Below are 22207 nucleotides of genomic sequence, written 5' to 3'. Positions count from 1 at the left end.
TGGATTTGCCTCAGATCAAATGTGTGATCTCCACACATTTACGCCCTGAGACGCGGCTTTCATCCTGTTCGGGCCATATGCACGACGTTGCCCTTCTTGACCGGCGTCTCGATGAAATCGGCCCACGCCTGCATCATCTGTAGCCGCTTTGCGAACATGTCGCCGCGGCGGTAGGCCGCTTCCACCTTCGACTCCACAACGTGCGCGAGTGCCATTTCGGCCAGGTCGCGCGGGAAGTTGGTGCGCTCTGCCGCCCAATCTCGGAAGGTCGACCGGAACCCATGCGGAACCTGTTCCAGGCCCATGGTCCGCATCACCTTGAGAAGGCTCATGTCGCTCAACGGTTGGCCCTTCACGCCGGGGAAAACAACGTCAGTCCCGTCTACGCGCGGCGTGGCGTTCAGCAACTCGATTGCTTGTTTCGACAACGGCACACGGTGCTCGCGTTTGCCCTTCATCCGGTCGGCCGGAATGGTCCAAAGCTTGGCCTCAAGGTCGAACTCAGGCCAGCGTGCGCCGCGAACCTCGCCCGAGCGCGCGGCGGTCAGGATCGCCAGTTCAAGGGCGCGGGCACCGTTCCCGTTCGCCGCCTTGAGCCGAGTCCAGAAGCCCGCCATGTCGTCCAGGGCCACCGCGGCGTGGTGCTCGACCTTCGAGACCTTGGAGGGCTTAGGCAGCAACTGCTCAAGGTGGCCTTTCCATCGCGCCGGGTTGTCGCCCTGGCGGTAGCCCCGCACAGTGGCCCAGTCGAGCACCGCCTCGATTCGGCCGCGCACGCGCGTGGCCGTCTCGGTCTTGGTCTTCCAGATCGGCTGCAGCACCTCAAGGATGTGCGCCAGCGTGATGTCGCGCACCAGCAGTTCGCCGATGTGCGGGTCTGCGTAGGTCTTGAGCGTGTTGATCCACTGCTGCCTGTGCTTCGGGTTGTCCCACTCGTCGCCCTTGGCATCGATGAAAGCCTCTGCGCACTGGCTGAAGGTCTTGGCCGTGGCGTTCTCGGCCATCAGCAGCGCCCTTGCCTGCTTGCGCTGCTCGACGGGATCGATGCCCTGCACGATCTGGTCGCGGGCACGCCGCGCAGCATCGCGAGCACCAGCAAGGGTGACATCAGGAAAGCCTCCAAGGCCGATGTCTTTCCGCACCGGCCCGACGAGCACGCGCAAGATCCAAGACTTGGCGCCGGTGGCTTTGATCCACAGATGCAAGCCGGCCACCCCGCCGACGGCATGACGCCCCGGCATCTTCAGCCGACTGACCTGCAAAGCTCCAAGCTCGACCGCCTTCCTTGGCATCTGTCCATCCTAGTGGTAACCGTTACCACATTAGGCGCCGCATTGCGCTGGATTGTCAAGGATGGTTTTCGCAGCTTTTTACCGGTCTTTCCCTCTGGCAGAGAGAGAAATCTGCATGCCTCGGGATCGCTTAGGACGTGGCATATGGGGACGCCTGCTCCGCCAACAGACTGATGCGAGGGCATTTCCACTGCCCTCGGAAGAACGCCCCGCTTGCCGGGGCTTTTTTTCGTCCTCATTCATCCAAGATGAAGATGCCGCGCCCACGAAAAAGGGGCCCGAAGGCCCCTGGGTCCGAACCGGCGGCGAACCGCCGGTGTTCAGTCGGTCGCTCAGCGCACCACGGCGATCTGCGTGCGTGCACCACCCTTGTACGTGTACAGGGTCAGGGCGCCGTTCTTGATGTCGCCCTTTTCGTCGAAGGCGATCGGGCCGGTCAGGCCCTTGTATTCGATCTTGCTGATTTCCGGCAGGTACTTCTCGGGCTCGGCGGAACCGGCCTTGACCATCGCGGCGGCCAGCACGTTCACGGCGTCGTACACGTACGGCGCGTAGATCTGGACGTCGACGCCGTTCTTCTCCTTGAACTTCGTCTTCCAGGCATCCAGCGGCGCCTTGAAGTCGCCGTCCACGCCGCCGGCTTCTGCGCAGACAACCATGTCTTCACCGATCGCATCGCCGGCCAGCTTGGCCAGTTCGCCGGTGCACAGGCCGTCGCCGCCCATGAACTTGACGTTCATGCCGAGTTGCTTGACCTGCTTGAGCATCGGGCCGCCGACGGCGTCCATGCCGCCGAAGAACAGCACGTCGGGCTTGGCGCCCTTGAGCTTGGTCAGGATGGCATTGAAGTCGGTCGACTTGTCGGTGGTGAATTCGTGGCCGACGATCGTGCCGCCGGCGGCCTTGGCGGCCTTCTCGAATTCTTCGGCAACGCCCTGGCCGTAGGCCGTGCGGTCGTCGATGACGGCGATGTTCTTGCCCTTGAGCGTTTCGACGGCGTACTTGCCGAGGGTGCCGCCCAGTTGCGTGTCATCGGCCACCACGCGGAACGTGGTCTTGAAGCCCTGACGCGTGTACTTGGGGTTGGTCGCCGAGGGCGAGATCTGCGGAATGCCGGCGTCGCTGTACAGCTTGGACGCGGGGATGGTGGTGCCCGAGTTCAGGTGACCGACCACGCCGTTGACCTTGCTGTCGACCAGCTTCTGGGCGACGGCCGTGCCTTGCTTCGGATCGGCGGCGTCGTCTTCGGCCAGCAGTTCGAACTTGGCGGTCTTGTCACCAATCTTCAGGCCCTTAGCGTTCAGGTCTTCGATGGCCATCTTGGCGCCGAGCTCGTTGTCCTTGCCCAGGTGGGCGATGGCGCCGCTGGTGGGGGCGACGTGACCGATCTTGACGACCAGCATTTCGGCGGGAGGTGCAGCAGCGGGTGCCGCAGCCGTGGGCGCCGGCGCAGCGGCGGGTGCAGCGGCTTCTTCTTTCTTGCCGCAAGCCACTAGCGTGAGAGCAGCCAGTGCGACCGCAGTCCATTTCATTTGCATGGGAACCTCCAGAACATGATGGATAGAGTAAAAAACCGGTCTCTTGAACCGGGTACGACAGCACAGCAACTTCCGCGCCGGACCTCGTTTTTCAGCCCCTCGCGCCGTCGAACCGGGCGCAGTTTAGCCGAACGAAGCGCCTGTCCCGGGTGGGTTGGACCCGGGTTTCTCATGCAGCTCCTGGGCCAACGCCTCGGTCACCAGCGTGCGAAGAACGTCCTCGATTTCATCGCGCAGACGCGGCACCATCTGGTCGAGCTGGGCCTGCACGGCCGCCGCGACCACATCGCTCAGACGCTCCTCGAGCCGCAGGTCGACACGCTGCATCACCCGGTGCAGCAACTGCTCTTCCAGCGCGAAGCGCTCCATCTCGCCGAAGCGCGTGGCGGGGTCGAGCGCGATGGCATCGCGCAAGTTCGGCAGGTCCGGCAGGTCGGACACGGCCGCTGCGATGGGCGGCGGCGAGGGGTCCGCGGATTCCACCGCGGCCGGAGCATCGGGCGCCGGGCCGCTTTCAGTCTGCGCAGGCGCCGCCGGCTCGCTCGGCACCAGCGGCACCAGGGGCTCGAGCACCGTGGTGAGTGTCGGCACGAAGCGCGGCGGCGTTCGCGGCGCATTCATCGCGAAGCGCCCCCCTGGAACTGGTGCCGGGTGATGGCGTAGCCACGGTCGGCGTAGTGCCGCCAGCGGGCGCGCGCCTCCCGGCGGTCCAGTTCGTCGTCGGTCACGATGTCGATCAGGCGCTCGAAGCGCTCGAAACCGCCCGGCACCGGGGCATCGAGATTGAGCAGCACCTGCTGGTGCGGCAGCGCGGCATCGGCACCGTCCATCAGCACCACGGGCGAGCGTGCCAGCACCGACGGCTCAGCACTGGCGCGGCAATGCGCGATGAAGTCGACCGCCGAGAACTGCCACAGCGCCGCGTCGATCGCCTCGATCGTCGACACGTCACCGACCACCACCACCCGCGCGCCGCGCGCCGCCACGGCCTTGCGCAGCAGCCGGCAGGCGTAGTTCACCTTGTCGGGCGTGTTGAAGTGGAAGTCGATCTCGGTCATGCGCTGGCCGACTCAAGGGGTCGCGCGTGTCTTGCGAGAAGCCTTGCGCGGTGCAGCCGGCGCCCTGGCGCCCTCTGCCGCCCGGGCCATCAGGTAGGACAGCAGCAGGCCCACCGGCCGGCCGGTCGAGCCCTTGGCGCTGCCGCTCTTCCAGGCCGTCCCGGCGATGTCGAGGTGCGCCCACGGGAAGTCGGCGGTGAAGCGCTGCAGGAACTTGGCGGCCGTGATGGCCCCGCCTGCGCGGCCTGCGATGTTGGCCACGTCGGCGAAGTTGCTCTTGAGACCTTCGGCGTACTCGTCGTCCAGCGGCAGGCGCCAGCACAGGTCCTGTGCGCGGTCGCCAGCGGCGCTCAACGCCGTGGCGAGCGCCTCGTTGCTGGAGAACAGGCCGCTGCGCACGCCGCCCAGGGCGACCACGCAGGCACCGGTCAGCGTCGCGATGTCGATGACGGCGGCCGGGCCGAAGCGCTTGGCATAGGTCAACGCGTCGCACAGGATGAGGCGGCCCTCGGCATCGGTGTTGAGCACTTCGATGGTCTGGCCGCTCATGCTGGTCACGACATCGCCCGGCTTGAGCGCCTTGCCGTCGTTCATGTTCTCGGCCGCGGGGATCAGGCCGACGACGTTGATCGCGGGCTTGAGTTCAGCCAGCGCGCGGAACACGCCCAGCACGCTGGCCGCGCCGCACATGTCGAACTTCATCTCGTCCATTTCGGCGGCGGGCTTCATCGACACGCCGCCGGTGTCGAAGGTGATGCCCTTGCCGACCAGCACGACCGGCGCCTGGTCCTTCGCGGCGCCCTGGTAGCGCAGCACGATGAAACGCAGCGGTTCGGACGAACCCTGGGCCACGGCCGCGAAGGAGCCCATGCCGAGCTTCGCGACTTCCTTCGGACCCAACACTTCGCAGTGGATGCGCGGCAAGGCACCGAGCGCCTGGGCGGCTCCCGCCAGCAGCGTCGGCGTGCAGTGGTTGGCAGGGCGGTTGCCCCATTCCTTCGCCAGCTCGATGCCGGCCACCGCGGCACTGGCTTCGGCGAACGCCGCCTTCACCGCGGATGCGTCGGCCACGCCGATCACCAGCTGGCGGATGCTGCGCGCCTCGACCTTCGGCTTGGTGGTGGCGTAGACGTAGCTCGCGTCGGCCGCGGCGATCACGGCGGCACGCACGGCCCCTGCATCCATGCCCGGCGCGAGCAGCACCGTGACCCGCTTGGGCCCGACCGCCTTCACCGCCTGAATGGCGGCCCCGACGGCATTGCGCACCGCGCCGGCAGAGCCGTCTCCCGCGCCGACCAGCAGCACGCGCGGCGCGGTCACGCCGGCCGGCCGGTACAACGCGAGCAGCTTGCCGGCCTTGACCGGCAGGTCGCCGGCCTGGCGGACCGCCTCGAGGGCGGTGGCCAGTGCATCGGTCCTGGAAGGCGCCGCCGCCTTCGCACCATCGGCGACGAGCACGATCAGCGCGTCGGTCTTGTCGGTGGCCGCCTGGGCGGTGCTGAGGGTCTTGAGTTGAAAGTCCATAATCCTTTTCTTTCGCTCGACGATGTTATTCCATTCCTCTTTGCGCAAGGAGCTGTCGCGCAGCTTCGGAGCCACGCTGGTGGTGCTGATCACCATCGTGATGACCATGATGCTGATCCGCACGCTCGGCCTTGCTTCCAAGGGCAGCGTCAACCCGTCCGACGTGCTGCTCGTGATGGCCTACACGGTGCTCGGCTACATGCCGACCATCCTCAGCCTCAGCCTCTTCGTCGCGATCGTGGGCACGCTCTCGCGCATGTACCGGGACAGCGAGATGGTGATCTGGTTCTCCAGCGGTCGCGGGCTGATCGACTTCGTCCACCCCCTGTTCCGTTTCGCCTGGCCGGTGTTGCTGCTGATCGCCGTGCTGGCCCTGGTCGGCTGGCCCTGGGCCAATTCGCAGACGCAGGGCATGCGCGCCCAGTACGAGCGCCGCGGCGACCTGGAGCGCATCGCGCCCGGCGAGTTCCGCGAATCCGCCAGCCGCAACCGCGTGTTCTTCATCGACAAGGACACGCCCGACGCCGCGACGGCCACCAACGTGTTCATCTCCTCGATCGAGCGCAACCTGCAGATCATCACGTCGGCCCGCAGCGGACGCCTCGAAAGCGTGGGTGACACCCGCTACCTGATGCTGAGCAACGGCCAGCGGCTCGAGCGTTCGCTCGACGAGAAGACGCTGAAGATCAGCGAGTTCGACAGCTACGGCACGAAGGTGGGCGGCGATGTGGCCATGGCCTCCGACGCGACGCCGCTGCCCGCCCGGCCGACCATGAAGCTGGTGATGGAGCCGTCGCCGCAGAACCTGGGCGAGCTGGCGTGGCGCATCGGCCTGCTGTTCGCCGGCATCAACTTCGTGCTGCTGGCGCTGACCCTGTCGAACGTGAACCCGCGGGTGGGGCGCAGCGCCAATCTGCTGCTGGCCCTGTTCGCCTTCGTCGTGTACTTCAACCTGCTGAACCTCGGGCAGAACTGGGTCGGCTCGGGCCGCATCGGCATGGGCGCCTTCCTGCTGGCGTTGCACGGCGGGATCCTGCTGTTCGCCAGCCTCTGGCTGCTCAAGCGCAACAACAACTGGGCGCTGCGTCTGCGCCGACCGGCCGCGTCGCCCCTTACCCGGGTGACCCGCGCGTGAAAACGATCCGTCGACTGATCTACACCGAGGTGCTCAAGGCCGTCGCCTTCGTCACGTTCGGCTTCCTGGCGCTCTTCTTCTTCTTCGACTTCGTCGACGAACTCAGCGACATCGGCCAGCCCGACAGCCTCGGCTACGGGGCACCGCAGGCCCTGGCGTATGTCGCGCTGCTGGTGCCGAGTCATCTGTACGAGCTGCTGCCGATCACGGTGCTGATCGGCACCATCTTCGTGATGGCCCGGCTGGCGCAGAGTTCGGAATACACCATCCTGCGCACCAGCGGGCTGGGGCCCTGGCGGGCGTTGCGCTCGCTCCTGCTGCTGGGCGCCGGCTTCGTGGTGCTGACCTTCGCGATCGGCGACTACATCGCCCCGGCGGCCGACCGGGGCGCCCAGGTGCTCAAGGCGCGCTTCCGCGGCGACGTGCTCGCCACCGTCGGCACCACCGGCGCCTGGATGAAGGAGAAACAGGGCGACATGTCGTATGCGGTCAACGTGGCGGCCATGAGCCGCGACGGCACCCTGACCAGCCCGCGCATCTTCGAGTTCGACGGCAAGGGCTTCGTGTCGTCTCAGATCCTGGCCAGCACCGCACGCATCGTCGACGGTGCCTGGCTCCTGAGCGACGCCGAGCACCAGAAGTACGACACGCGCGCGAGCGACAAGGCCCAGGTCGTCACCACACACATGCCCGAATACCGCTGGCCGACCACGCTCACCAGCGAGATGGTGTCGGTCGCGTTGCTCAAGCCCGACCGCATGCGCACGCTCGACCTGTTCGAGTTCATCCGCCACCTGGAGGCCAACGGCCAGACCGCCCAGCGCTACGAGATCCAGTTCTGGCGCAAGGTGTTCTATCCGCTGTCCTGCCTGGTGATGGTCGTGCTGGCCCTGCCCTTCGCCTACCTGCACTTCCGCCAGAGCGGCGTAACGAGCTACGTGTTCGGCGGCGTGCTGATCGGCATCAGCTTCTTCCTGCTGAACAACGTGTTCGGCTACATCGGCAACCTGAGCAACTGGATGCCCTGGCTCACGGCGGCGGCGCCGGGGCTGATCTACACCATCCTGTCGCTCGGCGCCTTCGGGTGGCTCGTGCTGAGGCGCTAGCGGCATGCACGAAGCGCCATTCGCCGTCATCCTCTTCGCCCACGGCTCGCGCGACGCGCGCTGGCGCGAGCCCGTGGAGGCCGTCGCGCGCCGCATGTCGACGCGCCAACCCGATGTGTCGGTGGCCTGCGCCTACCTCGAACTGGTCGAGCCCGACCTGCCCACTGCCGCCAAGCGTCTGATCGCCGACGGCGCGCGTTCTCTGCGTGTCGTGCCGCTGTTCCTCGGCATGGGCAAGCATGTGCGCGAAGATCTACCTCAGTTGGTCGACGCCCTGCGTGCCGCGCATCCGGACGTGGTGTTTTCTCTGGCGCCCGCTGTGGGCGAGACGACCGAGGTCATCGATCTGCTGGCGGACATCGCATTGCGCAGTTGACCTTTCAGGCAGATCGATAGACCGAGAAGGCATAATGAAGGCCGCAATAAGACGGAATTTGTTATGAATCTCCACCAGTTCAAGTTCGTGCAGGAAGCGGTGCGGCGGAACCTGAATCTCACCGAAGCCGCCAAGGCGCTTCACACCTCGCAGCCGGGCGTGTCCAAGGCCATCATCGAACTCGAGGAAGAGCTCGGCGTCGAGATCTTCGCGCGCCATGGCAAGCGCCTCAAGCGCGTGACCGAACCCGGCCAGCACGTCATCGCCAGCATCGAGCTGATCATGCGCGAGGTCGGCAACCTCAAGCGCATCGGCGAGCAATTCAGCGCCCAGGACAGCGGCACGCTGTCGATCGCCACCACGCACACCCAGGCGCGCTATGTGCTGCCGGTGCCGGTGGCCCGGCTGCGCGAGGCCTACCCCAAGGTCAACGTGAGTCTGCACCAGGGCTCGCCGGACCAGGTGGCACGCATGGTGATCGACGAGGTGGCCGAGATCGGCATCGCGACCGAATCGCTGGCGGCGTACAGCGAGCTGGTCACCCTGCCCTGCTACGAATGGCAGCACGTGCTGGTGCTGCCCAAGGACCATCCGCTGGCGAGCAAGGAGCGGGTGTCGCTGGAAGACCTGGCGACCGAGCCGATCATCACCTACCACCCGTCCTTCACCGGCCGCACGCGCATCGACCACGCCTTCGCACAGAAAAAGCTCGCGCCGCGCATCGCGCTGGAAGCGATCGACTCGGATGTGATCAAGACCTATGTGCGCCTCGGCCTGGGCGTCGGCATCGTGGCCGAGATGGCGGTGCGCGACAGCACCAACGACGACCTGGTGGTCAAGCCGATGGGCCACATCTTCGGCCAGAACATCGCCCGCATCGCCTTCAAGCGCAGCGCCTACCTGCGCAACTTCGTCTTCAAGTTCGCCGAACTGCTGAGCGACCGGCTCGACCGCAACCTGATCGCCAAGGCCCTCAGCGGCCAACAGCAGGACTACGAACTCTAGGCTCACCCCCGAGGCTTCGCGCACTTCGTGTCGCGTGCGCCTTCCCCCTTCCGGGGGCGACACCGGCGGCCCGGCAAAGCCGGTTCCGCGGTGTCTCACGAAAACGCATCATTGAACCCATGATCACCATGAGCACCGTTCCAGCTTCTCCCCGCACGCCCGCCATCGGCACCAAGTTCCCGACGATGGGCACCACCATCTTCACCGTGATGTCGGCGCTCGCCGCCGAGACGAACGCAGTCAACCTCGGCCAGGGCTTTCCGGATTTCAACTGCGACCCCCGGCTGCTCGCGGACGTGACCGCGGCCATGGCCGCCGGCCACAACCAGTACCCGCCGATGCCTGGCGTGCCGGCGCTGCGCCAGGCCATGGCCGCGAAGATCGAGGCGCTGTACGGCCGCCGCTACGACGCCGGCAGCGAGATCACCGTGACCGCCGGCGCCACGCAGGCCATCATCACCACGGTGCTCGCCGTGGTGCGGCCGGGCGACGAGGTGATCGTGCTCGAGCCCTGCTACGACAGCTACGTGCCCAACATCGAACTGGCGGGCGGCGTGGCGGTTCGCGTGCCGCTGACACCGGGGACGTTTCGCCCGGACTTCGCGAAGATCGGCGCGGCGATCACACCGAAGACGCGCGCGATCATCGTCAACACGCCGCACAACCCCAGCGCTACCGTGTGGACCGCCGCGGAAATGCGCGCCCTCGAAGCGCTGCTGGCGCCCACCGACGTGCTGGTGATCAGCGACGAGGTCTACGAGCACATGGTGTTCGACGGCGTCGCACACGAAAGCGCGGCCCGCTACCCTGGTCTGGCAGCGCGCAGCTTCATCGTCGGCAGCTTCGGCAAGACCTACCACGTGACCGGCTGGAAGGTCGGCACCGTGGCCGCCCCCGCTGCGCTGACGGCCGAGTTCCGCAAGGTGCACCAGTTCAACGTGTTCACCGTCAACACGCCGATGCAGCATGCGCTGGCCAGCTACATGGCCGACCCGGCGCCCTACCTCGACCTGCCGGCCTTCTACCAGCGCAAGCGCGACCTGTTCGCGGCCGGCCTGGCCAGGACGCGCTTCAAGCTGCTGCCGAGCGCCGGCACCTATTTCCAGTGCGTCGACATCAGCGCGGTGAGCGACCTGGGCGAAGCCGACTTCTGCCAGTGGCTGACCCGCGAGATCGGCGTCGCCGCCATCCCGCTGTCGGCCTTCTACGGCAACGGCTTCGATCAGCGCGTGGTGCGCTTCTGCTTCGCCAAAAAGGACGAAACCCTGAACCATGCCCTGGAGCGACTGGCCAAGCTCTGACACCGAACGTCGGCATGACCTGACCGGCGAAGGCGCCGTTTCCCCTCGTCGCCCGGGTGCAGCACGGCGACGATGGGGCTTCATTGAAAAGCCTGCGGGCCTTAGGAGAAGTTCATGTCGACGATTCTGCTGGTCATCCTGATTCTGTTGCTGATCGGCGTTCTGCCGACCTGGGGCCACAGCCGCAATTGGGGTTACGGCCCGAGCGGTGGCCTGGGCCTTGTTCTGATCATCGTGATCGTGCTGCTGGTCATGGGTCGGATATAGGCCTGCGCGGCATCCCGGCAAAAACCCGCCTTCGCGGGTTTTTTTTATGCCTGAAGCTGCGCCCACGCCTTGTCGAGCCGCTTCACGCTCACCGGCTGTGGCGTGCGCAGCTCCTGCGCGAAGAAACTCACGCGCAGTTCCTCGAGCAGCCAGCGGAATTCCAGCATGCGGTCGTCCACCACGCCCTTGCGCTCGGCCACCAGCCGCCAGTAGCGCTGCTCCTGCGGTCGCAACTCCGCCAACTTGGCGGCATCGCGCGCCGGATCGGCACGCAGCTTGTCGAGCCGCGCGGTGATCGCCTTCAGGTAGCGCGCGAAATGCTGCAACTGCGGCCAGGGCGTGTCGGCGATGAAGCGCTTGCCGACCAGGCGCTGCAGTTGCTGCGCTGCATCCGCCGTGGCGTCGGGCTGGATCTTCGTGTCCTTGATCTTGCGCACCGCGACCGCGTAGTCGACCAGGATCACGCCGGCCAGCCGCGCGACTTCGTTGGCGATCAGCGTGAGCCGCCCGCGGCCCTCCTCGATGCGCTTCTTGAAGGCGAACTCGTCGGTCGGCAGCGGCTCCTGCAGGAAGGCGCGGTCGAGCGCGACATCGACGATCTGCGTGCGCAGTTCGTCGGCGGTGCCCAGCGGCATGTAGGCCACGGCCATCTTCTGCAGGTCGGGGATGTTCTTCTCGAGGTACTTGAGCGCGTCCTTGAGCTGCAGGGCGAACAGGCGACGCAGGCCCGCGCGGTGCTTGGCGGCGGCCACGGCGGGCTCGTCGAAGACCTCGATGCTCACGGCATCGCCGCCATCGACCAGCGCCGGGAAGCCGATGAGCGACTGGGCGCCGCGTCGCACCTCCATCAGCTCGGGCAGCTCACCGAAGGTCCATACGGTGTAGCGGGCGCCGGCAGGCAGCGCGGGTGCCGATGGAGCCGCGGCTGCAAGGCGCTGCGCGCTCGCGGCCTTGGGCGCATCGGCAGCAACGGATGCTGCCGGTGCCGCCCGCACATTGAGCCCGGCCAGCGCCTGGAACGCCCCGCGCGCCTGGGTGCCCAATTCGGCCTTCAGGGCGCCCAGGTTGCGGCCCATGCCGAGCTGGCGGCCGTGCTCGTCCACCACACGCAGGTTCATGAACAGGTGCGGCGGCAGCATGTCGAGCTTGAAATCGGCGCGCAGCACATCGATGCTGGTCTGCGCGCGCACGCGCTTGAGCAGCACATCGGTCAGCGAGCCGGCGCCGAAGCTCTCGGGCGCCGACAGCGCCTCCGCCAGTTTGGTCGCCGATTCCGGCAGCGGCACCAGCCGGGAGCGCGGTCGCTGCGGCAGGCTCTTGAGCAGCGCCTGGATCTTGTCCTTGAGCATGCCGGTCACCAGCCACTCGCAGCGCTCCTCGCTCACCTGGTTGAGCACGAAGAGCGGCACGGTGACGGTGAGCCCGTCCTTCGCGTCGCCGGGTTCGTGCAGGTAGGTGGCGATGCAATCGACGCCGCCTAGGCGGATCGTCGGCGGGAAGGACTGGGTGGTGATGCCCGCCGCCTGGTGGCGCATCAGCTCCTCGCGCGTCAGGTACAGCAGGCGTGGCTGGGCGCGCGACTGTTCCTTGTACCAATGCTCGAAGGCCGCGCCGCTGGCCGCATCGGGTGGCAGTTGCGCGTCGTAGAAGGCGTAGATCAGCTCGTCGTCGACCAGCACGTCCTGCCGGCGCGCCTTGTGTTCCAGCCCCTCGACTTCCTTGACCAGCTTGCGGTTGGCCGCGAGGAAGGGGAACTTGCTTTCCCACTGCCCGCCGACCAGCGCTTCGCGGATGAAAATCTCGCGCGCGGCGACCGGGTCGACCTTGGTGAAGTCGACACGGCGGCCGCTGTACACGACCAGCCCGTACAGCGTCGCGCGCTCCAGCGCCGTGACCTGCGCACCCTTCTTCTCCCAGTGCGGGTCGAGCAACTGCTTCTTCAGCAGATGGCCGGCGACCTCTTCCAGCCATTGCGGTTCGATGTTCGCGATACCGCGGCCGAAGAGCCGCGTGGTCTCGACCAGCTCGGCCGCGACGATCCAGCGGCCCGGCTTCTTGCGCAGGTGCGCGCCCGGATGCCGGTAGAACTTGATGCCGCGCGCGCCGAGGTAAGCCTCGTCGTCTTCCATCTTCCAGCCGACGTTGCCCAGCAGGCCGGCCAGCATCGACAGGTGCAGCGCCTCGTAGCTGGCCGGTTGGCGGTTGAGTTGCCACTTGTGCTCGGTCACCACCGTCAGCAGCTGCGAATGGATGTCGCGCCATTCGCGCAGCCGCCGGATGTTGACGAAGTTCTGCCGCAGCAGTTGCTCGTACTGGCGGTTGCTGATCTTGTGCGTCGGCAGTGCCTCGGTCACCGGAGCCGGCGCCGCCGCGACCGTGCGCTGCGCGATCGGCAGGAAGGCGGCGTTGGCGCGCTTCTTCGGATCGCCATGCAGTTCGCGGCGGGTCTGCGGCGCGTTGCCGCCGCGTGCGTCGGCGATCCATTTCCACAGCGTCAGGTAACCGCTGAACTCGCTCTTGTCGTCGTCGAACTTGGCATGGGCCTGGTCGGCCTGCTGCTGCGCCTCCATCGGCCGGTCGCGCACGTCCTGTACCGACAGGGCCGAGGCGATCACCAGCACCTCCTCCAGCGCGCCGCGCGAGCGCGCCTCCAGGATCATCCGGCCGACGCGCGGGTCGAGCGGCAGCTTGGCCAACTCTTGCCCAATGGCGGTCAGCTCGTTCGCATCGTCGACCGCGCCCAGCTCGTTGAGCAGCTGGTAGCCGTCGGCGATCGCACGCGGCGCGGGCGCCTCCAGAAACGGGAAGCGCGCCACGTCGCCCAGGTGCAGCGACTTCATCCGCAGGATGACGCCAGCCAGCGACGACCGCAGGATTTCCGGGTCGGTGAAGCGCGGACGTCCGAGGAAGTCCTTCTCGTCGTAGAGGCGGATGCAGATGCCGTTGGCCACCCGTCCGCAGCGGCCGGCGCGCTGGTTGGCCGCGGCCTGGCTGATCGGCTCGACCAGCAACTGCTCGACCTTGCTGCGGAAGGAATAGCGCTTGACGCGCGCCGTGCCGGTGTCGATCACGTAGCGCGTGCCGGGCACGGTCAGCGAGGTCTCGGCCACGTTGGTCGCGAGCACCACGCGTCGGCCGGTGTGGCCTTCGAAGATGCGGTCCTGTTCGGCCGGCGAGAGCCGCGCGAACAGCGGCAACACCTCCGCATTGCGCATCACCGGCTGCTGCGCCAGGTGCTTGCGCAGGTGGTCGGCCGCCTCGCGGATCTCGCGCTCTCCGGGCAGGAAGACCAGGATGTCGCCGCCGTTGTGCGGATCGCGCCAGAGCTCGTCGACGCCGTCGGCGATGGCGTCGTTCAGGTCATATTCGCGCGATTCCTCGAAGGGCCGGTAGCGCTGCTCGACCGGGAAGGTCCGGCCGGACACGTAGATGATCGGCGCTGGACCGTTCCTGGAGGCGAAGTGCGTGGCGAAGCGGTCGGCGTCGATCGTCGCCGAGGTCACGATCACCTTCAGGTCCGGCCGGCGCGGCAGGATCTCGCGCAGGTAGCCCAGCAGGAAGTCGATGTTCAGCGAACGCTCGTGCGCCTCGTCGATGATGATCGTGTCGTAGGCCTTGAGCAGCGGGTCGGTCTGCGTTTCGGCCAGCAGGATGCCGTCGGTCATCAGCTTGACCGAGGCGTCGCGGCTCAGCCGGTCTTGAAACCGCACCTTGAAGCCGACGACTTCGCCGAGCGGCGTCTTCAGCTCCTCGGCGATACGCTTGGCGACCGAGCTGGCGGCGATGCGCCGCGGCTGCGTGTGGCCGATCAGCCTGCCCTGCCCCGGCGGCTTGTTCAGCTTGCCGCGGCCCAGCAGCAGCGCGATCTTGGGCAACTGCGTGGTCTTGCCCGAGCCGGTTTCGCCGCAGACGATGACGACTTGGTTCGCGGCGATGGCCTCGGCGATCTCCTCGCGCCGCGCGGAGACGGGCAGCGATTCGGGGAATTCGATCTTCAGCGCGATCTGGGGCGGCGTGGGGTGGTCGGTAGCGGACAAGACAGGCGGTCGGGCACGGGGCACATCGGAGAGAATCGCGAATTATCCCCGCCTGTTCCCACCGGCGCGCCGCCCGACCCCTGCCACCCTGCCCGCATGTCCACCGTCTTCAACTTCACCTTCGTTCCCTGGTTCCGCTCCGTCGCGCCCTACATCCACACCCACCGCGGCAAGACCTTCGTGGTGGGGCTCACCGGCGAGGCGATCGCCGCGGGCAAGCTGCAGAACATCGCGCAGGACCTGGCGCTGATCCAGTCGATGGGTGTCAAGGTCGTGCTGGTGCATGGCTTTCGCCCGCAGGTCAACGAACAACTGCGCGCCAAGGGCCATGAGGCGAAGTACTCGCACGGCATGCGCATCACCGACGAGGTGGCGCTCGACTCGGCGCAGGAAGCCGCCGGCCAGCTGCGCTACGAGATCGAGGCCGCCTTCAGCCAGGGCCTGCCGAACACGCCGATGGCGGGCTCGACGGTGCGCATGATCTCCGGCAACTTCATCACCGCCCGCCCGGTCGGCGTGATCGACGGCGTCGACTTCAAGCATTCGGGCCTGGTGCGCAAGGTCGATGCCTCGGGCATCCGGCGCGCGCTGGACTTCGGCGCCATGGTGCTGATGTCGCCCTTCGGCTTTTCGCCGACCGGCGAGGCCTTCAATCTGACGATGGAAGAAGTCGCCACCAGCGTGGCGATCTCGATCCAGGCCGACAAGCTGATCTTCCTGACCGAGATTCCGGGCATCCGCATCGACAGCGAGCTGCCCGAGAGCGAGGACAACCCGATCGACACCGAGCTGCCGCTGGACGCCGCCCGCAAGCTGCTCGCCACGCTGCCGCCGCCGCAGCGCCCCACCGACACCGCCTTCTACCTGCAGCACTGCGTGAAGGCCTGCGAGGGCGGCGTGGAGCGCAGCCACATCCTGCCCTTCGCGGTCGACGGCTCGCTGCTGCTCGAGGTCTACGTGCACGACGGCATCGGCACCATGGTGATCGACGAGAAGCTCGAGTCGCTGCGCGAGGCGACCGCCGACGACATCGGCGGCATCCTGCAGCTGATCGAGCCCTTCGAGCGCGACGGCACGCTGGTCAAGCGCAGCCGCACCGAGATCGAGCGCGACGTCGACCAGTACACCGTGATCGAGCACGACGGCGTGATCTTCGGCTGCGCGGCGCTCTACCCCTACCCCGAGGCGAAGACGGCCGAAATGGCCGCGCTCACGGTGTCGCCGCACTCGCAGGCACAGGGCGACGGCGAGCGCATTCTCAAGCGCGTGGAGCAGCGCGCTCGCGCGATGGGCCTGGACAGCATCTTCGTGCTGACCACCCGCACCATGCACTGGTTCATCAAGCGCGGCTTCGTGCAGGTCGACCCCGACTGGCTGCCCGACGCGCGCAAGAAAAAGTACAACTGGGACCGCAAGAGCCAGGTCCTGGTCAAGAAATTCAAGTAGACGTCGCAAGGCGATGGAGTACCCATGACGCTCGCAACCGCCCTCCTGTTCTGCATCGTCGCGCTGGCCGCGATCGCCACGCCCGGCCCGACCATGCTGCTCGCACTGACCAACGGATCGCGCCACGGCGTGCGGCGATCGCTCCCGGGCATGGCCGGCGCGATGTGCTCGGACGTTGTGCTGGTCGGCGCGGTCGCGCTGGGGCTGGGCGCGCTGCTCGCCACGTCGGAGTTCTGGTTCTCGGTGCTCAAGTGGGTCGGCGCCGTGTACCTGGCCTGGATCGGCCTTCGCATGCTGCGATCGACCGGCCAGATCGCCGCGTCCCCGACCGGAGGTGCCGCCGGCGCCGATGGCTGGCGCCTCTTCCGGAAGTCCTTCCTGGTGGCCGTCACCAATCCGAAGGGCTATCTGTTCTGTTCGGCGCTGCTGCCGCAATTCATCGACCCGGCCGCGGCGCAGGCGCCGCAATATCTGACGCTGGCGGTGTTGTTCGCCGGGCTCGACCTGTCGATGATGCTGGTCTACGCCTATGTGGGCGCGCGCGCCGTGCGCCTGCTCCGGGCCAGCGCGGTTCGCTGGGTCGACCGCACCTGCGGCGCCATGCTGCTGGCGCTGGCCGGCTCACTCGCCTTCTACCGGCGCGGCACGGCCTGAATCGGCGGCGCATATGCGGCCGGCAGACGCCCGGCACTCACGGATAATCGGCCGCCATGAATCCCCTGCTCGCCAAGCTGCAGCCCTACCCCTTCGAGCGGCTGCGCAAGCTCTTCGCGGGCGTCACGCCCAACGCCGACTTCACGCCCATCAGCCTGGGCATCGGTGAACCGAAGCACCCGACGCCGCCCTTCATCCGACAGGCGCTCACCGACGGCCTCGACGGCCTGGCCGCCTACCCGGCCACCGCCGGCGACACCAGGCTGCGCGAAGCCTTCACCGGCTGGCTGCAGCGCCGCTACGGCGTGGCCGTCGATGCCGCCACGCAGGTGCTGCCGGTCAATGGGTCACGCGAGGCGCTGTTTGCGCTGACGCAGACGGTGGTCGACCCGAGCGGGCCGGTGGCACCCGTCGTGATCTCGCCCGACCCGTTCTATCAAATCTACGAAGGCGCCACGCTGCTCGCCGGCGCCGAGATCGTCTACGTGCCGAGCGTGCCCGAACGCAACTTCGCGGTCGACTGGGACAGCGTTCCGGAAGCCGTCTGGGCCCGCACGCAGCTGATCTTCGTCTGCTCGCCCGGCAATCCGACCGGCGCGGTAATGCCGCTGGAGGAGTGGCGCAAGCTGTTCGCGCTGTCGGATCGCTACGGCTTCGTGATCGCGTCCGACGAGTGCTACAGCGAGATCTACTTCCGCGACGAGCCGCCGCTGGGCGGGCTCGAGGCCGCGACGCAACTGGGCCGCACCGATTTCAAGAACCTGGTCATGCTGACCTCGCTGTCCAAGCGCAGCAACGTGCCGGGGCTGCGCAGCGGCTTCGTGGCGGGCGACGCCGCCATCATCAAGGCCTTTCTGCTCTACCGCACTTACCACGGCAGCGCCATGGGCGGCGCCGTGGCGGCCGCGAGCATCGCGGCCTGGGGCGACGAGGCGCATGTGGTCGAGAACCGGGCGATGTACCACGCCAAGTTCGCCGCCGTCACGCCGATGCTCGAAGCCGTGATGGACGTGCGCCTGCCCGACGCGGCCTTCTACCTGTGGGCCGGCGTGCCCGCGGCATGGAACGGCGACGACCAGGCCTTCGCCCGCGCGCTCTACGCTCAATACAATGTGACGGTGCTGCCCGGCAGCTTCCTGGCGCGCGAGGTCGGCGGTGAAAATCCCGGCCGTGGCCGCGTTCGCATGGCCCTCGTGGCCGGCACCGACGAGTGCACCGAAGCCGCCCGCCGCATCGTTGATTTCATCCAGAACCGAGCCCTTTCATGACCCAACAACTCCAGCAGACCATCGACGCCGCGTGGGAAGACCGCGCCAATCTCTCGCCCGCCCAGGCCCCCGCCGAAGTGCGCGAAGCGGTCGAGCACGTCATTTCCGAACTCAACAACGGCAAGCTGCGCGTCGCCACCCGCGAATCGGTCGGCCAGTGGACCGTGCACCAGTGGATCAAGAAGGCGGTGCTGCTGTCCTTCCGCCTGAAGGACAACGAACAGATCCAGGCCGGCTCGCTCGGCTTCTACGACAAGGTGCAGACCAAGTTCTCGCACCTGTCGGCGGCCGAACTCAAGGAAGCCGGCGTGCGCATCGTGCCGCCGGCCGTGGCCCGCCGCGGCAGCTACATCGCCAAGGGCGCGATCCTGATGCCCAGCTACGTGAACATCGGCGCCTACGTGGGCGAAGGCACCATGGTCGACACCTGGGCCACCGTGGGTTCCTGCGCGCAGATCGGCGCCAACTGCCACCTGTCGGGTGGCGTCGGCATCGGCGGCGTGCTCGAGCCGCTGCAGGCCGGCCCGACCATCATCGAGGACAACTGCTTCATCGGCGCGCGCTCCGAAGTGGTCGAAGGCGTGGTGATCGAAGAGAACTCGGTGCTGTCGATGGGCGTGTTCATCGGCCAGAGCACGCCGATCTACGACCGCACGACCGACTCCGTCAGCTACGGCCGCGTGCCCGCCGGCTCGGTGGTCGTGGCCGGCAACCTGCCCAAGCCGGGCGGCAAGTACAGCACCTACGCGGCCATCATCATGAAGAAGGTCGACGCCAAGACGCGCTCGACCACCAGCCTGAACGACCTGCTGCGCGACTGATCCCGCCCCCGACCGCCGCCAGGCGGTCTTTTTTCAGCATCAGAACCGCCCGAGGAGTGAGAGAACGATGAGCACGATGGAACGCATCCTTCGACTGATGGCGGAGCGCAAGGCCTCCGACATCTACCTCTCGGCCCACTCCCCGGCGCTGATCCGCATCAACGGCAACTGCCTGCCGATCAACGCGCAGGTGCTGCCGCCCGAGGCGCCGCTGGGCCTGCTGGCCGAAGTGGTGCACCAGAGCCGCATCGCAGAGCTCGAGCGCACTGGCGAGCTCAACATGGCGATCCAGCTCGAGGGCGCCGGCAACTTCCGCATCAGTGCGATGCGCCAGCGCGGGAGCTACGCGGTGGTGGTGCGGCACATCGCGCTGACCATTCCGTCCTTCGACGAGCTTCACCTGCCAGACATCCTGAAGACGCTGATCATGGAGCGGCGCGGGCTGATCCTGATGGTGGGCGCCACCGGCGTGGGCAAGTCGACCACGCTCGCGTCGATGCTCGACTACCGCAACGAGAACGCGTCGGGCCACATCCTCACCGTCGAGGAGCCGATCGAGTTCACCTACACCAACAAGAAGTCGATGGTGAACCAGCGCGACGTGGGCAGCGACACGCAGTCGCTGCAGGTGGCGTTGAAGAACGCACTGCGCCAGGCGCCCGACGTGATCCAGATCGGCGAGATCCGCGACCGCGAGACCATGACGGCCGCCATCGCCTATGCGCAGTCGGGCCACCTGTGCGTGGCCACGCTGCACGCCAACAACAGCTACCGGGCGCTCAACCGCATCCTGAGCTTCTACCCGGTGGAAGTGCGGCCCACGCTGCTGGGCGACCTGTCCAGCGCGTTGCGCGCCATCGTCGCGCAACGCCTGCTGCGCACGCCCAAGGGCGAGCGCTGGCCAGCCATGGAAGTGATGCTGAACACCGCCCTCATCGCCGAGATGATCGAGAAGGGCGACTTCTCCGCCGTCAAGGAAGCCATGGAGCAGTCGATGGCCGAGGGCTCGCAGACCTTCGAGGAAGACATCGCCCAGCTCGTGACCGAGGGCCGCGTCACCCGCGAGGAAGGCCTGTCGCAGGCCGATTCGCCCACCAACCTGATGTGGCGCCTGCAGAACCGCCAGGCGGCCCCCACCAAGCGCGACGAAGAGCGCGCGCTGATGGCGCAGGAAGAAGAACCCAGCTTCACCGACATCACGCTCGACGTGCGCCACTGATTTTTCAAAGATGTCCCGAACCCTCCAGCTCGCCGAACACCTCATCTCCCGCCCGTCGGTCACACCCGACGACGCCGGCTGCCAGCAGATCCTGGGCGAGCGCCTCGCCGCGCTGGGCTTCCGCCTCGAAACCATCGAGAGCGGCCCGGCCGATTTCCGCGTGACCAACCTGTGGGCGGTGCGCCCCGGTGCCACCGGCGGCAAGACCCTGGCCTTCGCCGGCCACACCGACGTGGTGCCGACCGGCCCGCTCGACCACTGGATCAGCCCGCCCTTCACGCCCACGCACCGCGGCGGCAAGCTCTACGGCCGCGGCGCCTGCGACATGAAGACCTCGCTGGCCGCCTTCGTGGTCGCCATCGAGGAATTCCTGGCCGCCACGCCGAACCCGCGCCTTACGCTGGCGCTGCTGCTGACCAGCGACGAGGAAGGCCCCGGCGTCGACGGCACCGTCGTCGTGTGCAACACGCTGGCCGCGCGCGGCGAGGCGATCGACTACTGCATCGTCGGCGAGCCGACCTCGGTCGAGCGCTGCGGCGACATGATCAAGAACGGCCGCCGCGGCACGATGAGCGGCAGGCTCACCGTGCACGGCGTGCAGGGCCACATCGCCTACCCGCACCTCGCGAAGAACCCGGTGCACGCCTTCGCGCCGGCGCTGGCCGAACTGGTCGCCATCAACGCGGCCGGCGGCTGGGACGCGGGCAATGACTTCTTCCAGCCGACCAGCTGGCAGATCAGCAACATCCATGCGGGCACGGGGGCCAGCAACGTGATCCCGGGCGCGGCGGTGGTCGACTTCAACTTCCGCTTCTCGACCGAATCCACGCCCGAATCGCTGCAGCAGCGCGTTCAGGCCGTGCTCGACGCCCACGGGCTCGACCACACGCTGACCTGGACCGTGGGTGGCCTGCCCTTCCTCACGCAGCCGGCCGAGCTGGTCGATGCGGTGCAGCAGGCCATCCAGGCCGAGACCGGCATCGCCACCGAACTCTCGACCAGCGGCGGCACCAGCGACGCGCGCTTCATCGCGAAGATCTGCCAGCAGGTGATCGAGCTCGGCCCGGTCAACGCCAGCATCCACAAGATCGACGAGCACATCGACGTCGACGCGATCGACACGCTGAAGAACATCTACCGCCGCGCTATCGAAGCGCTCGACGTGCGGGCCGGCGCATGAGCGCCGCCCGGCCGCCCGAAGGCGCTCAGCACCGCAGCCCGCAGGGCGGAGGTTTCCAATGAGCGCGCCGGCCGCCGACGCGCGCACCGTCATCCAACTCATCGACGCCGGCGCCAAACAACTGACCGAGGCCGGTGTCGCCTTCGGCCACGGCACCGACAACGCCTTCGACGAGGCGGCCTGGCTGGTGCTGTGGCAGCTGCGCCTGCCGCTCGACGAGCTCGACGCGGTGGCCGACCGCCCCGTGTCCTTCGCCGACCAGGCGCGGGTCGACGCGCTGATCGCCAGCCGCATCCTGACCCGCAAGCCCGCCGCCTACCTCACCAAGGAAGCCTGGCTGCAGGGCGTGCCCTTCTACGTCGACGAGCGCGCCATCGTGCCACGCAGCTTCATCGCCGAACTGCTGATCGACGGCAGCATCGACTACTGGCTGGGCGAGCACACGCGCCAGGTGCTCGACCTGTGCACCGGCAACGGCAGCCTGGCGGTGCTGGCGGCGATGACGTATCCGGACATCCGCATCGATGCGGCCGATCTGTCGACGAGCGCGCTGGAAGTCGCGGCCATCAACGTCACGCGCCATGCCCTGGACGCACGCATCACGCTGCTGAAGTCCGACGGGCTCAAAGATGTGCGCGGGCCTTACGACCTCATCCTCTGCAACCCGCCGTACGTGAATGCCCAGAGCATGTCGACGCTGCCGGCCGAATACCGCGCCGAGCCGGAACTCGCGCTGGCCGGCGGCAACGACGGCATGGATTTCATCCGCTCGCTGCTGCACGACGCGCCGGCCGCGATGAACGAGCGCGGTGTGCTCGTGCTGGAGATCGGCAACGAACGCGCTTACTTCGAAGCCGCATTCCCGTTGCTCGAAGTCGTCTGGCTCGAAACCTCGGCGGGTGAAGACCAGGTCTTGCTGGTCACGCGCGAGGCGCTGGCCGGACTCGAATCCACTTGACTTTCGGTTCGGCACTGTGGCC

At 67.4% G+C, this 22207-nt stretch carries 19 protein-coding genes; 13 read left to right on the top strand and 6 right to left on the bottom strand.

Annotation, left to right across the window (positions count from 1 at the left end):
* Positions 1 to 59 precede the first annotated feature (59 nt).
* From N8A90_RS07180 to N8A90_RS07160, 5 genes are all read right to left on the bottom strand, one after another.
* Entirely contained in the window at positions 60 to 1292 is a 1233-nt protein-coding gene (locus tag N8A90_RS07180; RefSeq protein ID WP_262073984.1) for a tyrosine-type recombinase/integrase, read from the bottom strand.
* Between the two features lie 332 nt (positions 1293 to 1624).
* On the bottom strand, positions 1625 to 2830 hold the full coding sequence (locus N8A90_RS07175; protein ID WP_262073983.1) for a branched-chain amino acid ABC transporter substrate-binding protein: 1206 nt from the start codon (positions 2828 to 2830) through the stop codon (positions 1625 to 1627).
* Positions 2831 to 2953: 123 nt separating this feature from the next.
* A complete protein-coding gene (locus N8A90_RS07170; protein WP_262073982.1) occupies positions 2954 to 3451 on the bottom strand; it encodes a hypothetical protein in 498 nt (165 codons plus the stop codon).
* Positions 3448 to 3888, bottom strand: a complete 441-nt coding sequence (locus N8A90_RS07165) for a DNA polymerase III subunit chi (protein ID WP_262073981.1) — start codon at positions 3886 to 3888, stop codon at positions 3448 to 3450. The genes N8A90_RS07170 and N8A90_RS07165 overlap by 4 nt, the downstream gene beginning before the upstream one ends.
* A gap of 12 nt (positions 3889 to 3900) precedes the next feature.
* Positions 3901 to 5412 carry a leucyl aminopeptidase gene (locus N8A90_RS07160; protein ID WP_262073980.1) on the bottom strand — a complete coding sequence of 504 codons (1512 nt, stop codon included), beginning with the start codon at positions 5410 to 5412 and terminating at the stop codon, positions 3901 to 3903.
* Between the two features lie 22 nt (positions 5413 to 5434).
* On the opposite strand from N8A90_RS07160, the gene lptF reads away from it, so the two are divergent.
* From lptF to N8A90_RS07130, 6 genes are all read left to right on the top strand, one after another.
* The gene (lptF, locus tag N8A90_RS07155; protein ID WP_262073979.1) at positions 5435 to 6547 is read left to right on the top strand and encodes an LPS export ABC transporter permease LptF; all 1113 of its coding nucleotides are present in this window, start codon (positions 5435 to 5437) and stop codon (positions 6545 to 6547) included.
* Entirely contained in the window at positions 6544 to 7653 is a 1110-nt protein-coding gene (gene lptG / locus N8A90_RS07150) for an LPS export ABC transporter permease LptG (protein WP_262073978.1), read from the top strand. The genes lptF and lptG overlap by 4 nt, the downstream gene beginning before the upstream one ends.
* A 4-nt stretch (positions 7654 to 7657) precedes the next feature.
* Positions 7658 to 8029, top strand: a complete 372-nt coding sequence (locus N8A90_RS07145; protein WP_262073977.1) for a sirohydrochlorin chelatase — start codon at positions 7658 to 7660, stop codon at positions 8027 to 8029.
* A 63-nt stretch (positions 8030 to 8092) separates the two neighbouring features.
* Positions 8093 to 9034, top strand: coding sequence for a CysB family HTH-type transcriptional regulator (locus N8A90_RS07140; protein ID WP_262073976.1), 942 nt, complete (start codon positions 8093 to 8095; stop codon positions 9032 to 9034).
* Positions 9035 to 9162: 128 nt separating this feature from the next.
* Positions 9163 to 10335, top strand: a complete 1173-nt coding sequence (locus N8A90_RS07135) for a pyridoxal phosphate-dependent aminotransferase (RefSeq protein ID WP_262073975.1) — start codon at positions 9163 to 9165, stop codon at positions 10333 to 10335.
* A gap of 114 nt (positions 10336 to 10449) precedes the next feature.
* Entirely contained in the window at positions 10450 to 10602 is a 153-nt protein-coding gene (locus N8A90_RS07130; protein WP_262073974.1) for a DUF3309 domain-containing protein, read from the top strand.
* A 44-nt stretch (positions 10603 to 10646) separates the two neighbouring features.
* On the opposite strand, the gene hrpA is transcribed toward N8A90_RS07130, so the two are convergent.
* On the bottom strand, positions 10647 to 14639 hold the full coding sequence (gene hrpA / locus N8A90_RS07125) for an ATP-dependent RNA helicase HrpA (protein ID WP_262073973.1): 3993 nt from the start codon (positions 14637 to 14639) through the stop codon (positions 10647 to 10649).
* Positions 14640 to 14735: 96 nt separating this feature from the next.
* Here hrpA and argA point away from each other — a divergent pair, with 96 nt between their 5' ends.
* From argA to prmB, 7 genes are all read left to right on the top strand, one after another.
* Positions 14736 to 16085: an amino-acid N-acetyltransferase gene (gene argA / locus N8A90_RS07120; RefSeq protein ID WP_262073972.1), complete on the top strand. Its 1350-nt coding sequence runs from the start codon at positions 14736 to 14738 to the stop codon at positions 16083 to 16085.
* Positions 16086 to 16109: 24 nt separating this feature from the next.
* Positions 16110 to 16739, top strand: a complete 630-nt coding sequence (locus N8A90_RS07115) for a LysE family translocator (RefSeq protein ID WP_262073971.1) — start codon at positions 16110 to 16112, stop codon at positions 16737 to 16739.
* Between the two features lie 56 nt (positions 16740 to 16795).
* Positions 16796 to 18007, top strand: coding sequence for a succinyldiaminopimelate transaminase (gene dapC / locus N8A90_RS07110; RefSeq protein ID WP_262073970.1), 1212 nt, complete (start codon positions 16796 to 16798; stop codon positions 18005 to 18007).
* A complete protein-coding gene (gene dapD / locus N8A90_RS07105) occupies positions 18004 to 18828 on the top strand; it encodes a 2,3,4,5-tetrahydropyridine-2,6-dicarboxylate N-succinyltransferase (protein WP_262073969.1) in 825 nt (274 codons plus the stop codon). Before dapC ends, dapD begins: the two co-directional genes overlap by 4 nt.
* A gap of 67 nt (positions 18829 to 18895) precedes the next feature.
* Entirely contained in the window at positions 18896 to 20047 is a 1152-nt protein-coding gene (locus N8A90_RS07100) for a PilT/PilU family type 4a pilus ATPase (RefSeq protein WP_262073968.1), read from the top strand.
* 10 nt (positions 20048 to 20057) lie between these two features.
* The gene (gene dapE, locus N8A90_RS07095; RefSeq protein ID WP_262073967.1) at positions 20058 to 21227 is read left to right on the top strand and encodes a succinyl-diaminopimelate desuccinylase; all 1170 of its coding nucleotides are present in this window, start codon (positions 20058 to 20060) and stop codon (positions 21225 to 21227) included.
* A gap of 58 nt (positions 21228 to 21285) precedes the next feature.
* Entirely contained in the window at positions 21286 to 22185 is a 900-nt protein-coding gene (gene prmB / locus N8A90_RS07090) for a 50S ribosomal protein L3 N(5)-glutamine methyltransferase (RefSeq protein WP_262073966.1), read from the top strand.
* The last annotated feature ends 22 nt before the right edge of the window (positions 22186 to 22207 follow it).

Source organism: Variovorax sp. N23, assembly GCF_025486315.1.
In the GTDB taxonomy this organism is placed as follows: Bacteria; Pseudomonadota; Gammaproteobacteria; order Burkholderiales; family Burkholderiaceae_C; genus Variovorax.
This window is presented reverse-complemented; position numbering and strand designations above follow the sequence as displayed.

Bases quoted from the DNA above. Each gene is read 5' to 3' on its own strand.
- N8A90_RS07180 (WP_262073984.1), bottom strand. From the start codon at position 1,292: ATGCCAAGGAAGGCGGTCGAGCTTGGAGCTTTGCAGGTCAGTCGGCTG.
- N8A90_RS07175 (WP_262073983.1), bottom strand. From the start codon at position 2,830: ATGCAAATGAAATGGACTGCGGTCGCACTGGCTGCTCTCACGCTAGTG.
- N8A90_RS07170 (WP_262073982.1), bottom strand. From the start codon at position 3,451: ATGAATGCGCCGCGAACGCCGCCGCGCTTCGTGCCGACACTCACCACG.
- N8A90_RS07165 (WP_262073981.1), bottom strand. From the start codon at position 3,888: ATGACCGAGATCGACTTCCACTTCAACACGCCCGACAAGGTGAACTAC.
- N8A90_RS07160 (WP_262073980.1), bottom strand. From the start codon at position 5,412: ATGGACTTTCAACTCAAGACCCTCAGCACCGCCCAGGCGGCCACCGAC.
- lptF (WP_262073979.1), top strand. From the start codon at position 5,435: ATGTTATTCCATTCCTCTTTGCGCAAGGAGCTGTCGCGCAGCTTCGGA.
- N8A90_RS07145 (WP_262073977.1), top strand. From the start codon at position 7,658: ATGCACGAAGCGCCATTCGCCGTCATCCTCTTCGCCCACGGCTCGCGC.
- N8A90_RS07140 (WP_262073976.1), top strand. From the start codon at position 8,093: ATGAATCTCCACCAGTTCAAGTTCGTGCAGGAAGCGGTGCGGCGGAAC.
- N8A90_RS07135 (WP_262073975.1), top strand. From the start codon at position 9,163: ATGAGCACCGTTCCAGCTTCTCCCCGCACGCCCGCCATCGGCACCAAG.
- N8A90_RS07130 (WP_262073974.1), top strand. From the start codon at position 10,450: ATGTCGACGATTCTGCTGGTCATCCTGATTCTGTTGCTGATCGGCGTT.
- argA (WP_262073972.1), top strand. From the start codon at position 14,736: ATGTCCACCGTCTTCAACTTCACCTTCGTTCCCTGGTTCCGCTCCGTC.
- N8A90_RS07115 (WP_262073971.1), top strand. From the start codon at position 16,110: ATGACGCTCGCAACCGCCCTCCTGTTCTGCATCGTCGCGCTGGCCGCG.
- dapC (WP_262073970.1), top strand. From the start codon at position 16,796: ATGAATCCCCTGCTCGCCAAGCTGCAGCCCTACCCCTTCGAGCGGCTG.
- dapD (WP_262073969.1), top strand. From the start codon at position 18,004: ATGACCCAACAACTCCAGCAGACCATCGACGCCGCGTGGGAAGACCGC.
- N8A90_RS07100 (WP_262073968.1), top strand. From the start codon at position 18,896: ATGAGCACGATGGAACGCATCCTTCGACTGATGGCGGAGCGCAAGGCC.
- dapE (WP_262073967.1), top strand. From the start codon at position 20,058: ATGTCCCGAACCCTCCAGCTCGCCGAACACCTCATCTCCCGCCCGTCG.
- prmB (WP_262073966.1), top strand. From the start codon at position 21,286: ATGAGCGCGCCGGCCGCCGACGCGCGCACCGTCATCCAACTCATCGAC.